At 69.3% G+C, this 12,924-nt stretch carries 11 protein-coding genes and 1 pseudogene; 7 read left to right on the forward strand and 5 right to left on the reverse strand.

The window, feature by feature from the left end; translation table 11 throughout:
• Positions 1-272: 272 nt before the first annotated feature.
• The 4 genes from dnaK to NLX86_RS31910 are packed head-to-tail and all read left to right on the forward strand — an operon-like array spanning position 273 to position 4,481.
• A complete protein-coding gene (gene dnaK / locus NLX86_RS31895) occupies positions 273-2,138 on the forward strand; it encodes a molecular chaperone DnaK (protein WP_254375302.1) in 1,866 nt (621 codons plus the stop codon).
• Positions 2,135-2,779, forward strand: a complete 645-nt coding sequence (gene grpE / locus NLX86_RS31900; protein WP_254375303.1) for a nucleotide exchange factor GrpE — start codon at positions 2,135-2,137, stop codon at positions 2,777-2,779. Before dnaK ends, grpE begins: the two co-directional genes overlap by 4 nt.
• 57 nt (positions 2,780-2,836) lie before the next feature.
• Positions 2,837-4,012, forward strand: a complete 1,176-nt coding sequence (gene dnaJ / locus NLX86_RS31905; RefSeq protein WP_254375304.1) for a molecular chaperone DnaJ — start codon at positions 2,837-2,839, stop codon at positions 4,010-4,012.
• 1 nt (position 4,013) lies between these two features.
• Entirely contained in the window at positions 4,014-4,481 is a 468-nt protein-coding gene (locus NLX86_RS31910) for a heat shock protein transcriptional repressor HspR (RefSeq protein WP_254375305.1), read from the forward strand.
• Between the two features lie 481 nt (positions 4,482-4,962).
• Here the strand turns inward: NLX86_RS31910 and NLX86_RS31915 are convergent, their stop codons facing one another.
• Together NLX86_RS31915 and NLX86_RS31920 are read right to left on the reverse strand one after the other, a co-directional pair.
• On the reverse strand, positions 4,963-5,349 hold the full coding sequence (locus NLX86_RS31915; RefSeq protein ID WP_254375306.1) for a DUF4234 domain-containing protein: 387 nt from the start codon (positions 5,347-5,349) through the stop codon (positions 4,963-4,965).
• 212 nt (positions 5,350-5,561) lie between these two features.
• Complete coding sequence (locus tag NLX86_RS31920) at positions 5,562-6,548, reverse strand: helix-turn-helix transcriptional regulator (RefSeq protein ID WP_254375307.1); 987 nt, start codon at positions 6,546-6,548, stop codon at positions 5,562-5,564.
• Positions 6,549-6,895: 347 nt separating this feature from the next.
• On the opposite strand from NLX86_RS31920, the gene NLX86_RS31925 reads away from it, so the two are divergent.
• Positions 6,896-7,216 (forward strand): (2Fe-2S)-binding protein, encoded by a 321-nt coding sequence (locus tag NLX86_RS31925; RefSeq protein WP_254375308.1) that lies wholly within the window; start codon positions 6,896-6,898, stop codon positions 7,214-7,216.
• Between the two features lie 141 nt (positions 7,217-7,357).
• On the opposite strand, the gene NLX86_RS31930 is transcribed toward NLX86_RS31925, so the two are convergent.
• Positions 7,358-7,762 carry a pyridoxamine 5'-phosphate oxidase family protein gene (locus NLX86_RS31930; protein ID WP_254375309.1) on the reverse strand — a complete coding sequence of 135 codons (405 nt, stop codon included), beginning with the start codon at positions 7,760-7,762 and terminating at the stop codon, positions 7,358-7,360.
• Between the two features lie 130 nt (positions 7,763-7,892).
• On the opposite strand from NLX86_RS31930, the gene clpB reads away from it, so the two are divergent.
• A complete protein-coding gene (gene clpB / locus NLX86_RS31935; RefSeq protein WP_254375310.1) occupies positions 7,893-10,478 on the forward strand; it encodes an ATP-dependent chaperone ClpB in 2,586 nt (861 codons plus the stop codon).
• Positions 10,479-10,583: 105 nt separating this feature from the next.
• Entirely contained in the window at positions 10,584-11,117 is a 534-nt protein-coding gene (locus tag NLX86_RS31940; RefSeq protein ID WP_254375311.1) for a YbjN domain-containing protein, read from the forward strand.
• A 38-nt stretch (positions 11,118-11,155) separates the two neighbouring features.
• Here the strand turns inward: NLX86_RS31940 and NLX86_RS31945 are convergent, their stop codons facing one another.
• The gene (locus tag NLX86_RS31945; RefSeq protein WP_254375312.1) at positions 11,156-12,346 is read right to left on the reverse strand and encodes a glycosyltransferase family 39 protein; all 1,191 of its coding nucleotides are present in this window, start codon (positions 12,344-12,346) and stop codon (positions 11,156-11,158) included.
• Between the two features lie 148 nt (positions 12,347-12,494).
• A pseudogene (locus tag NLX86_RS31950) lies at positions 12,495-12,869 on the reverse strand (aminotransferase class I/II-fold pyridoxal phosphate-dependent enzyme); the annotation flags it as partial.
• Positions 12,870-12,924: the final 55 nt, after the last annotated feature.

The following is a 12,924-nucleotide window of genomic DNA, read 5'->3' on the forward strand; positions in this document are numbered from 1 at the left end:
CGTGCCCCGTTCGGGTGCCTGGGGCGGGCCCGTGCCCCGTCCGGGCGTCTGGGGCCCATGCCCCGTTCGGGTTCTTTCCCGACATTGCCCGACTTGATGCGGAACATCCGAGTGCGACGCGCAGGCCACGGCGTCCCGCACGCCCGCGCAGGTCGCGTATGAGCGGGATAAAGGCCAGAGAGTTGAGTCACCTTCGCTCAGGTCTGTTGACTCGTCGGGATCCTTCATGCATCCTTGAGCCTGTTCCACTCAAGTCAGCTGGAGGAATTGAAATGGCACGTGCGGTCGGCATCGACCTGGGCACGACTAACTCCGTCGTCAGCGTTCTCGAAGGCGGCGAGCCCACCGTCATCACCAACGCCGAAGGCGCCAGGACCACGCCGTCCGTCGTCGCCTTCGCCAAGAACGGCGAGGTGCTCGTCGGCGAGGTCGCGAAGCGTCAGGCGGTCACGAACGTCGACAGGACCATCCGGTCGGTCAAGCGCCACATGGGCACCGACTGGAAGATCAACCTGGACGGCAAGGACTTCAACCCGCAGCAGATGAGCGCCTTCATCCTGCAGAAGCTGAAGCGCGACGCCGAGGCCTACCTGGGTGAGAAGGTCGTCGACGCGGTCATCACCGTCCCGGCGTACTTCAACGACTCCGAGCGCCAGGCCACCAAGGAGGCCGGCGAGATCGCGGGTCTCAACGTACTGCGCATCGTCAACGAGCCGACGGCCGCCGCTCTCGCCTACGGGCTCGAGAAGGACGACCAGACGATTCTCGTCTTCGACCTCGGTGGCGGCACCTTCGACGTCTCGCTGCTGGAGATCGGTGACGGCGTCGTCGAGGTGAAGGCCACCAACGGTGACAACCACCTCGGTGGTGACGACTGGGACCAGCGCGTCGTCGACTACCTGGTGAAGCAGTTCGCCAACGGCCACGGCGTGGACCTCGGCAAGGACAAGATGGCTCTCCAGCGTCTCCGCGAGGCCGCGGAGAAGGCGAAGATCGAGCTGTCGTCCTCGACCGAGACCACGATCAACCTGCCCTACATCACGGCTTCCGCCGAGGGCCCGCTGCACCTGGACGAGAAGCTCACGCGCGCCCAGTTCCAGCAGCTCACCGCGGACCTGCTCGACCGCTGCAAGAACCCGTTCCACAACGTCATCAAGGACGCCGGCATCGCGCTGTCCGAGATCGACCACGTGGTCCTGGTCGGCGGCTCGACCCGTATGCCGGCCGTCGCCGAGCTGGTCAGGGAGCTGACCGGCGGCCAGGACGCCAACAAGGGCGTCAACCCGGACGAGGTCGTCGCCATCGGCGCGGCCCTTCAGGCCGGTGTGCTCAAGGGCGAGGTCAAGGACGTCCTGCTGCTCGACGTCACCCCGCTGTCGCTTGGTATCGAGACCAAGGGCGGCATCATGACGAAGCTCATCGAGCGCAACACCACGATCCCGACCAAGCGCTCCGAGATCTTCACGACGGCCGAGGACAACCAGCCGTCCGTGCAGATCCAGGTCTACCAGGGCGAGCGCGAGATCGCGGCGTACAACAAGAAGCTCGGGATGTTCGAGCTGACCGGCCTGCCGCCGGCCCCGCGTGGCGTGCCGCAGATCGAGGTCACCTTCGACATCGACGCCAACGGCATCATGCACGTCGGAGCCAAGGACCTCGGCACCGGCAAGGAGCAGCGGATGACCGTCACCGGTGGCTCCGCGCTGCCGAAGGACGACATCGACCGCATGATGCGCGAGGCCGAGCAGTACGCGGACGAGGACCACAAGCGCCGCGAGGCGGCCGAGACCCGCAACCAGGCCGAGCAGCTCGTCTACCAGACCGAGAAGTTCCTCAAGGACAACGAGGACAAGGTCCCGGGTGACGTGAAGTCCGAGGTCGAGACCTCGATCGCCGAGCTGAAGGAAAAGCTCAAGGGCGAGGACACCGCGGAGATCCGCACCGCCACGGAGAAGGTCGCCGCGGTCAGCCAGAAGCTGGGCCAGGCCATGTACGCCAACGCCCAGGCCGAAGGCGCGGGCGCCCAGGCGCCGGGTCCGGACGGAGCCGGCCACGCCAAGGCCGCCGAGGACGACGTCGTGGACGCCGAGATCGTCGACGACGAGAAGGCCGACGACCGCAAGGGTGGTGCCGCGTGACGGAGGAGACCCCGGGTTTCGACGAGAAGCCTGAAGTCCCCTCCGGCGCCATCCCCGAAGACGCCGTGCCGCAGGCCGCCGGACCCGACTCCTCCGAGGAGGCGGGTCCCGCGGCCCCGGCCGGGGACCTGCAGGAAGTTGCCCTGACCGCGCAGCTGGACCAGGTGCGTACGGCGCTCAACGAGCGCACGGCGGACCTGCAGCGGCTGCAGGCGGAGTACCAGAACTACCGCCGTCGGGTGGAGCGGGACCGGGTCACGGTCAAGGAGGTCGCCGTCGCGAACCTCCTGAGCGAACTCCTTCCCGTACTCGACGACATCGGCCGCGCCCGTGAACACGGCGAGCTGGTGGGCGGTTTCAAGTCGGTGGCCGAATCCCTGGAGACGGTCGCCGCGAAGATGGGTCTGCAGCAGTTCGGCAAGGAGGGCGAGCCCTTCGACCCGACGATCCACGAAGCCCTGATGCACAGCTACGCACCGGACGTCACCGAGACGACCTGCGTCGCGATCCTGCAGCCGGGGTATCGGATCGGCGAGCGGACCATCCGCCCCGCGCGTGTCGCGGTGGCCGAGCCCCAGCCCGGGGCGCAGGCTGCGAAGGCGGACGAGGACGAGGAGAACGGTGGCCCGGACGAGGGCTGACGTCAGCAGTAGCAGCAGTAGCAGCAGTAGCAGCAGCAGGAAGGAGGGACGTCGGGGATGAGTACCAAGGACTTCGTCGAGAAGGACTACTACAAGGTCCTCGGCGTCCCGAAGGACGCCACCGAGGCCGAGATCAAAAAGGCGTACCGGAAGCTCGCCCGCGAGTTCCACCCGGACGCCAACAAGGGTGACGTCAAGGCCGAGGAGCGCTTCAAGGAGATCTCCGAGGCGAACGACATCCTCGGTGACCCGAAGAAGCGCAAGGAGTACGACGAGGCTCGCGCCCTCTTCGGCAACGGTGGCTTCAGAGCGGCTCCCGGCGGGGCCGGCGGCAACTTCAACTTCGACCTCGGCGACCTCTTCGGCGGCGCGCCGGCCGGGGGCCCGGGTGCCGGCGGCTTCGGCGGCGGTCTCGGGGATGTCTTCGGCGGCCTGTTCAACAGGAGCGGCCCGGGTACGCGTACGCAGCCGCGGCGCGGCCAGGACATCGAGTCCGAGGTGACGCTCAGCTTCACCGAGGCCGTCGACGGGGCCACGGTTCCGCTGCGGATGACCAGCCAGGCGCCCTGCAAGGCGTGTTCCGGCACCGGCGACAGGCACGGCACACCACGTGTGTGCCCGACCTGTGTCGGTACCGGGCAGGTCAGCCGGGGCGGCAGCGGCTCGTTCTCGCTCACCGACCCGTGTGCGGACTGCAAGGGCCGTGGGCTGATCGCCCAGGACGCCTGCGAGGTCTGCAAGGGCAGCGGCCGGGCCAAGTCCTCGCGGACCATGCAGGTCCGGATCCCGGCGGGCGTCTCCGACGGCCAGCGGATCCGGCTGCGCGGCAAGGGCTCTCCCGGCGAACGGGGCGGGCCCGGCGGCGACCTGTACGTGGTCGTCCATGTCGACGCCCACCCGGTCTTCGGCCGCAAGGGCGACAACCTCACCGTCACCGTGCCCGTCACCTATCCGGAGGCGGCGCTCGGCGGCGAGGTGAAGGTGCCGACCCTCGGCGGTCCGCCGGTCACCCTGAAACTGCCTGCCGGGACGCCCAACGGCCGTACGATGCGCGCACGCGGCAAGGGAGCGCTGCGCAAGGACGGCACCCGCGGAGACCTGCTGGTCACCGTCGAGGTCGCCGTACCGACGGACCTCAGCGACAAGGCGAGGGAAGCGCTGGAGTCCTATCGCGAGGCGACCGCGGGCGACGATCCGCGGGCGGAGCTGTTCCAGGCTGCGAAGGGAGCATGAGATGGATCCGCGACGCCGACGGTTTGAATCGGCAGGGGCATTTGAGCTGACCGACGAGTCCCCGGTGTACGTCATCTCGGTCGCCGCCCAGCTCTCCGGGCTGCACCCGCAGACGCTGCGGCAGTACGACCGGCTCGGCCTGGTCTCGCCGGACCGTACGCCCGGCCGGGGCCGCCGCTACTCGGCCCACGACATCGAACTGCTGCGCACCGTCCAGCAGTTGTCGCAGGACGAGGGCATCAACCTGGCCGGGATCAAGCGGATCATCGAACTGGAGAACCAGGTCGCCGCGCTCCAGCAGCGCGTCGCCGAGCTGTCGGCCGCGGTCGAGGGCGCGGCGGTCGCGATGCAGCAGCGCGAGGCCCAGGTCCACGCGTCGTACCGGCGCGACCTGGTCCCGTACCAGGAGGCGCAGCAGACCAGCGCGCTGGTGGTGTGGCGGCCCAAGCCGAAGCGGTCGCCGGAGTAGTCGGGCACGACCTACGGAAGGAGCCCCGCCGGTTTTCCGGCGGGGCTCCTTCCGTAGGCCGGCCGGTGGCCATCAACCGGCTGAGGGCTCCGGCGACGGCGCTGCGGCGGCCGGCAGCGAAGTAGGCGGCGCCGGGGAAGGTTTCGTACGGAACAGCTGCCGTGGCCTTCACGCCGAGGCGCTTGGCGATACGGGTCTGCATCGCCGCCATCGAGAAACTCGGGTCAATCTTGCGCGTCGTCCACTCCTTGTGGCCGATGACCCGGTCGGCGTCCCACCCGTGCGCCCGGCAGACGGTTGCTGCAGCCTTCTCCACCGCCGCCAACTGGGCCTCGGCGTGTGGTTCGAGGTCGGCGTCGCCCGCCGGTCCCGTACAGACGCGATCACTGGGCCGGCGCGCGCGTGAGGGCCCAACGCACTCGGCCCCGTGCGGAAGGGCGCACGGGGCAGAGTGGCGGGTGTGGACGGGTGTGGCGGCGGATCAGCCGCGCGGGGCCCAGACCGTGTTGAGCTTGCTCTGGTAGTAGAGCGGCGTCAGGCCGAGGACGAAGGCCAGGACCAGGCCGACACCGCCGGAGCAGTCCGCGGTGACGCCGGCGGCGCGCTGCGCCTGGGCGATGCGGGAGCCGGTCTTCACGATGGACACGAACGGCGGGACGATCAGGAACGAGCCGAGGGTGACGGCGACCACGGCCATGCCGGGCTTGACCTCGATCGTCGGGTCGATCTGCTTCACCTGCTTGTTGACCTTGTAGTACCAGAACAGCCAGTAGATACCGAGGGTCACCAGGGTGAGCAGCCAGGTGCCGACCGGGCTGGAGGGCGAGCCGGCGGGCGCGGACGTGGACGGGCGGACGTCGGTGGACATCAGTGTTCCCCTACTTACATGCTTGGTGTGCTTCCTCGCTGTCCGCCTCGGCAGAACCGCCCCACGGACAGCGGGGAATGACTGTGTTGCCTCTGTTCCTCGTGTTGCTGCTGAGGCGAGGGCCTACGGAGCGTACGGGTTCTGGCCGCCCCTGGGACCCAGGGGGGCATTACGAGTTCATTACAACGCGCATTCCGGGCCGGTACCCGCCGTCAGTGGCAGTCCTTCCCCAGGATCCCCGACTGCGCGATGAGATAGCCGAGTTGGGCCCGGCTGCCGCTGCCGAGGGAGGCGGCGAGCTTGGCGATGTGCGCCCGGCAGGTCCGTACGTTCATTCCGAGCCGGCGCGCGATGGCCTCGTCGACATGACCCTCGATCAGGAGCTTGGCGATGGAGCGCTGGACGCCGGATATGCCGTCCGGCGTCGGGTCGTACGGGACTTCCTCCATCAGCGGGACGGCACGCTGCCACAGCTGCTCGAAGACCTTGATGAGGTACTCGACCAGGCCGGGGTGCCGGAGTTCGAGGGCGACCCGCCGGTCGTCGCGGGCCGGGATGAAGGCGACGGTGCGGTCGAAGACGATCAGACGCTCTATCAGCTCTTCAAGGGTGCGGATCTCCACCTTGCCGCCGGATATGCGCTCCACATAGGCGAGGGTTCCCTGGCTGTGTCTGACGGTGTGCTGGTACAGCGTGCGGATGCTGACGCCGCGGTCGATCAGGGGTCTGTCGCGCTCCAGGGCCTGGGTGAGCGCATGTGCGCTGCGGCCGCCGCCCGGCTGGATCGTCAGCATCTCGGCGTGGCACTCGGCGGTGGCGAGGTTGAGGGCGGCGTTGATCCGGTCGAAGCCTTCCAGCACCGTGATGGCATGGGTGCTGGCCGGACTCTGTGCGCTGATGGCCATGAACGGCTCGAATGAGTCGGTCAGTTCGATGGAGATTCGCCGACGGTCCTGGATTTCGCGCTCGATGGGATGAAGCCGCTGCGCCAGCGCCACGGACGGAGGAACTGGGCGAAGCCAGTTCGCGTCATCGGGATCCGGGTGCAACAGGGCGAATTCGAGGAGGCAGGGCGCGGCTTCCGCGTCGGTACGGGCGATCCGTCCGGTGCTCAGCGCACTGACGTAAAGCCGCGCTCCCTCGTCGCAAAGGTCGGTGACCGCATGGGGATGTGTCGGTTGTGTGTTGTTTGCGGTCAATTCTCCACCCCCCAGGGTCCTGTACGTACAGGAACATGATGCATCGCCCCTGTGGCATTGACGTGCCTGAATGAGCCATCGTCTGTGGTGCGGGGGAGAAGAAACCATCAAGTGAGGACGAAGCCGACTATGCGCGAGAGAATGCTTCGCTCGGTGCTTGCCACTGTCTTCTCTGCGGCCGTGGCCTTCGGTGCCCTGAATGCGGCCGGCCTCGGGCCGGCTGATGCCCCGCCGGACAGCGGCTGGGACAGTGTGCAGGCAGCCGCGCCGCTTGACAGTGGCTGGGACAGTGTGCAGGCGGCCCCGCCGGACAGCGGTTGGGACAGCGAGCCCGCGAAGAAAGAGGCATGACCGTGCCGCCGGACGACCGGTCGTTCCGGCGCGAGATGGCCACGGCCTACCGGTCCGGGTGGCACTTCATCGACCTGGTCACCGCGATCCCCCACCGCGGGGACTCGTTGATGGTCACCCTCGTCGGTGAGCCGATCGTGGTCGTACGCGAGGAGGATGAGGACGTCCGGGCCTACCGGTGCCTACGCCGGCCCCGGGGGGCCCCGCAGCCTGTGCGCTGTGCCATTCGTTACGGCATGGTCTTTGTCAATCTCGACCAGCGCGACCACCAGCTGGCCGAGCCCGAAACCATCACCGCCACCCCCCGCAGTGCCTGATGCGATTCCCCCGTCGTTGACAATCGCTCAGGCGCTTCCCCCACACAGCGGCGCCATCGTGGACCTGAACACGATGGCGCCGCTGTGCTGCGCGGATTCGGTACGAGGGGATTCGGTACGAGCGGATTCGGTACGTGGAGCTCAGCCCCTGCCGAGCGCCCGGTCCAGGGTGATCTCGATGAGGACGCGGTCCGGGTTGGGCGACGGCGTCCGCCCGTAGCGCTCCGCGTAGCGGCTCACCGCGTCCGCGATCAGCTCCGGTTCGGTACGGACCACCGCCCGCCCCTCCAATGTGGCCCACCGCCGGCCCTGCACCTGGCACACCGCGACCCGCGCTCCCTCCGGGCCGGCGGCCAGGATGTTGGCGACCTTGGCCCGGTGCTTGCTGGTGATGACGCGGGCGAGGCCGGCCTCGGGGTCGTACGTCACGCCCACCGGAGTGACGTGCGGCGTGCCGTCGGGGCGCAGCGTGGTGAACGTGCACAGGTGGTATTCACGCCAGAAGGCGAGGTACTCGGGGCTGGGGTCGCGTACGTCGGTGGCCATGCCGGAAGCCTAATCCGGACGTGGCCCGCCTACCCCCGCGGCCTTGAGTGGAATAGGCTCAACTTTGTGTACGCTGGCCGAGTCAGAGTTAGGGAGACAGGACCCCCACGCCGGGGAGGAGAGAGCACAAGTGGACGCCGAGCTGACCAACAAGAGCCGGGAAGCGCTCAACACGGCCACCAGCAGGGCGGTGCAGGACGGACATCCGGACCTGACCCCCGCGCATCTGCTGCTGGCGCTGCTCGCGGGTCAGGAGAACGAGAACATCACCGACCTGCTGGCCGCTGTCGAGGCGGACCAGGCTGCCGTACGGTCGGGGGCGGAGCGGCTGCTGGCCGCGCTGCCCAGTGTGACCGGGTCCACCGTCGCGCCGCCGCAGCCGGGCCGCGCGCTGCTCGCCGTCGTCGCCGACGCCGCGCAGCGCGCCAAGGAGCTGGGCGACGACTACCTCTCCACCGAGCATCTGCTCATCGGTATCGCCGCCAAGGGCGGGCAGGCCGGTGAGCTGTTGGACCGGCAGGGAGCCAGTGCCAGGAAGCTGCTGGACGCGTTCGAGAAGAGCAGGGGAGGGCGCCGGGTGACGACCCCGGACCCGGAGGGTCAGTACAAGGCTCTGGAGAAGTTCGGCACCGACTTCACGGCTGCCGCCCGCGAGGGCAAGCTCGACCCGGTCATCGGGCGGGACCAGGAGATCCGGCGCGTGGTGCAGGTGCTGTCGCGCCGTACGAAGAACAACCCGGTGCTCATCGGTGAGCCCGGCGTCGGCAAGACCGCCGTGGTCGAGGGGCTCGCGCAGCGCATCGTGAAGGGGGACGTGCCGGAGTCGCTGAAGAACAAGCGGCTGGTGGCCCTGGACCTCAGTGCGATGGTGGCGGGCGCCAAGTACCGCGGTGAGTTCGAGGAGCGGCTGAAGACCGTCCTCGCCGAGATCAAGTCCAGCGACGGCCAGATCATCACCTTCATCGACGAGCTGCACACGGTCGTCGGCGCGGGCGCGGGCGGCGACTCCTCCATGGACGCCGGCAACATGCTCAAGCCCATGCTGGCGCGCGGCGAGCTGCGCATGGTCGGCGCGACGACCCTCGACGAGTACCGGGAGCGGATCGAGAAGGACCCCGCCCTGGAACGGCGCTTCCAGCAGGTGCTGGTCGCGGAGCCCAGTGTGGACGACACGATCGCGATCCTGCGGGGACTCAAGGGCCGGTACGAGGCCCACCACAAGGTGCAGATCAACGACTCGGCCCTGGTGGCCGCGGCGACCCTCTCCGACCGGTACATCACGTCCCGCTTCCTGCCGGACAAGGCCATCGACCTGGTGGACGAGGCCGCGTCCCGGCTGCGGATGGAGATCGACTCGTCGCCCGTCGAGATCGACGAGCTGCAGCGCGCTGTCGACCGCCTCCGGATGGAGGAGCTGGCGCTCAAGAACGAGTCCGACCCCGCCTCCAAGCAGCGGCTGGAGAAGCTGCGCCGCGACCTCGCGGACAAGGAGGAGGAGCTGCGCGGCCTCACCGCCCGCTGGGAGAAGGAGAAGCAGGGCCTCAACCGGGTCGGTGAGCTGAAGGAGAAGCTCGACGACCTGCGCGGCCAGGCCGAGCGCGCCCAGCGCGACGGCGACTTCGACACGGCGTCCAAGCTGCTGTACGGGGAGATCCCCGGCCTGGAGCGTGAGCTGGAGGCGGCTGCGGAGGCCGAGCAGGAGGCCGCGAAGGACACCATGGTCAAGGAGGAGGTCGGACCCGACGACATCGCGGATGTGGTCGCCTCCTGGACCGGCATCCCGGCCGGGCGGCTGCTGGAGGGCGAGACGCAGAAGCTGCTGCGCATGGAGCAGGAGCTGGGCAAGCGGCTGATCGGCCAGGGCGAGGCCGTCCGTGCCGTGTCGGACGCGGTACGCCGTACGCGGGCCGGAATCGCCGACCCGGACCGGCCCACCGGATCGTTCCTCTTCCTCGGTCCGACCGGTGTCGGCAAGACCGAGCTGGCGAAGGCGCTCGCGGACTTCCTGTTCGACGACGAGCGGGCCATGGTCCGTATCGACATGAGCGAGTACAGCGAGAAGCACTCCGTCGCGCGGCTGGTCGGCGCCCCACCCGGCTATGTCGGGTACGAGGAGGGCGGCCAGCTCACCGAGGCGGTGCGCCGGCGCCCGTACAGCGTGGTGCTCCTCGACGAGGTGGAGAAGGCCCATCCCGAGGTCTTCGACATCCTGCTCCAGGTCCTCGACGACGGCCGGCTGACCGACGGCCAGGGCCGGACGGTGGACTTCCGCAACACCATCCTGATCCTCACCTCGAACCTGGGCAGCCAGTACCTGGTCGAGCCGCTGACCAGCGAGGAGGAGAAGAAGCAGCAGGTCCTTGAGGTGGTCCGGGCGTCCTTCAAGCCGGAGTTCCTGAACCGGCTGGACGACCTGGTCGTCTTCTCGGCCCTCTCCAAGGACGAGCTGGCGCACATCGCGGAGCTCCAGATCGGCCGGCTGGCGCAGCGCCTCGCCGAGCGCCGCCTCACTCTCGACGTCACCCCGGCCGCGCTGACCTGGCTGGCGGACGAGGGCAACGATCCGGCGTACGGAGCCCGGCCGCTGCGCCGCCTGGTGCAGACGGCGATCGGCGACCGGCTCGCGAAGGAGATCCTCGCGGGCGAGGTCACGGAGGGCGACACCGTCCGGGTGGATGTCGCGGGCGACGGCCTGATCGTCGGCAGAGCACAGTAATCACCGGCGATTACCGGCAAGAAACACGCAAGGCGCAGTCCGGGGTTGCCACTCCCCTCCCGGCATGGTGGAGGATGGCGGTAACCGTACGAAGGGAAATACACGGTGAGCATCGACCCGTCCTCGATTCCGAATTTCGGGGGCCAGCCCGAACCGCAGGCCACAGGACCGGCGGGCCCCGTCGTCCCCGACCAGGACCTGGTCAAGCAGCTCCTCGACCAGATGGAGCTGAAGTACGTCGTCGATGACGAGGGTGACCTCGCGGCGCCGTGGGAGGAATTCCGCACGTACTTCATGTTCCGCGGCGAGGACGACCAGCAGGTCTTCTCGGTACGGACGTTCTACGACCGCCCGCACAAGATCGACGAGAAGCCCCAGCTTCTCGAGTCGATCGACGACTGGAACCGCCGCACGCTGTGGCCGAAGGTGTACAGCCACACCCACGACGACGGCTCCGTCCGCCTCATCGGTGAGGCGCAGATGCTGATCGGCACCGGAGTCAGCCTCGAGCACTTCGTGTCGTCCACGGTCAGCTGGGTCCGCGCCTCGATCGAGTTCGACAAGTGGCTCGTGGAGCAGCTCGGCCTCGAGCAGGAAGTGGACTCTTCAGGCGGCGACAGCGACGGCGACGACGCGTAGCGTCTTGCGCCTGCCGCCGGGCGCCTGTCGCCCAGCGCCTACAGCGGTGTCGGGGCGATCGTCAGCAGATACGTCCCGTAACTGAACGACAGCCCGGCCAGGGCCACGGTCACCAAGACCGCGGCTCCGGGCCGGGTTTTCGCCATCGCGGCCGCGGGCGGCAGCAGCAGCGGGAAGGCCGGCAGCAGGAAGCGCGCCTTGGACTCGAAGAAACCGGAGCCGCCGACGGTGATCAGCAGCAGTACGGCGGTGTAGACGAGCAGCGGCAGCGGCGGCCGGTCCAGTACGAACAGGGCGAAGAGCAGCAGCGCCACCGCGACGATCACCAGCACCATCGCGAAGGACAGCTGGTCCGGATCTCGTAGCAGGTGCTTGACGAAGCGCAGCGAGCCGAGCCCGAGGTCGAACCGTGAGGTCCAGCCGGCCTGGACGGCGAAATACCCGCCGAGCGGATCGCCCCGGAGCACCCCCACACCCAACACGTAGCCGCCCCAACCGGCCGGCGCGAGCGCCGCGGCCAACCAGACCGCCGGAGCGGCCCGCCCCTGTCGATCGCCGCGCCAGATCTCGTACGCCGCGGCCACGACGACCGCGGCGGCGACGGCGATGCCGTTGGGGCGGGACAGCCCGGCGAGGGAGGCCAGGGCCCCGGCCCACAGCCAGTGCCGGCCGAGCACCGCGTACAGCGACCAGGCGGAGAGCGCCGTGAGAACCGGCTCCGTGTACGCCATGGTCAGTACGACCGAATGCGGCAGCAGCCCCCACAGCAGCACCAGCAGGGTCGCCGCGCGCCGGCCGTGCAGCCGCTCGCCGATGAGGTAGACCGCGACCGCGGCGGCTGCGGCCGCCACCCAGGAGACGAGCAGTGCGGCACCGGTCGGGCCGGTCGGCAGGACGGCCGACGCCAGCCGGATGAGCGCGGGGTAGAGCGGGAAGAATGCCAGGTCGCTCTGGATCACCCCGTCCTCGAAGGCGAGCGAACGGCCGTAGCCGTGCGCGGCGATGCCGGTGTACCAGCGGGAGTCCCAGGAGGTGCCGAGGATCGCGAGCGGGTTCCTGTCGAGCCGCCAGGCGGCCGCCGACAGCAGCAGTATCCCGGTCAGCCGGGCAGCCGCGAAGAGCCCGAGGGCGGGGAGTGCCCTGCGCAGCGCGGAACGGGGAAGGGGGAGGGGGCGGGGGAGGTCGGTACGGGTGGGACGGGCGGGCGTGGTGGTGGTACTCGTCGACATGGCCCGCCCCTCGGGAATCTCTGCACGCAGTAAGCAGCTCTGCGCTAGGTCCGACAAGCCGACTCTGCGCCTGCTGGCAGAGGACGGTGAGCCCGGCGGGCCGTGCGGGAACGACTTTGCACCCGCCCGGCCCACTGCGGCCGGCGAGTCAGCCGGCCAGGGCCTTCAGCCGCGCGACGGCCTCCTGGAGGACCTCGGTCCGCTTGCAGAACGCGAACCGTACGAAGGGCGCTCCCGCCGAGCGGTGGTCGTAGAAGACGGCGTTCGGAATGGCGACGACCCCGCACCGCTCGGGCAGCGCCCGGCAGAAGGCGAAGCCGTCGCCCTCGTGGGAGGTGGCCGCGCCGAGCGGCCGGATGTCGGTGGTGATGAAGTACGTCCCGGCCGGCCGGAAGACGCCGAAGCCGGCCTCGTCCAGGCCGGTGGCGAGCAGATCGCGCTTGGCGCGCAGGTCCTCCCGGAAGCCGTGGAAGTAGGAGTCGGGCAGCGCGAGGGCCTCGGCGACCGCGTACTGGAAGGGGCCGGGGAATGGCTCGGCTTTGCCCACCGGTAGCCCAGTCACCCCGCTGCGCGCCTAT

The organism is Streptomyces sp. A3M-1-3, assembly GCF_024213665.1.
Lineage (GTDB): Bacteria > Actinomycetota > Actinomycetes > Streptomycetales > Streptomycetaceae > Streptomyces.

Bases quoted from the DNA above. Each gene is read 5' to 3' on its own strand.
- NLX86_RS31910 (WP_254375305.1), top strand. From the start codon at position 4,014: ATGGATCCGCGACGCCGACGGTTTGAATCGGCAGGGGCATTTGAGCTG.
- NLX86_RS31930 (WP_254375309.1), bottom strand. From the start codon at position 7,762: ATGGCCACCGACGTACGCGACCCCAGCCCCGAGTACCTCGCCTTCTGG.
- dnaK (WP_254375302.1), top strand. From the start codon at position 273: ATGGCACGTGCGGTCGGCATCGACCTGGGCACGACTAACTCCGTCGTC.
- NLX86_RS31915 (WP_254375306.1), bottom strand. From the start codon at position 5,349: ATGTCCACCGACGTCCGCCCGTCCACGTCCGCGCCCGCCGGCTCGCCC.
- NLX86_RS31925 (WP_254375308.1), top strand. From the start codon at position 6,896: ATGACCGTGCCGCCGGACGACCGGTCGTTCCGGCGCGAGATGGCCACG.
- dnaJ (WP_254375304.1), top strand. From the start codon at position 2,837: ATGAGTACCAAGGACTTCGTCGAGAAGGACTACTACAAGGTCCTCGGC.
- NLX86_RS31945 (WP_254375312.1), bottom strand. From the start codon at position 12,346: ATGTCGACGAGTACCACCACCACGCCCGCCCGTCCCACCCGTACCGAC.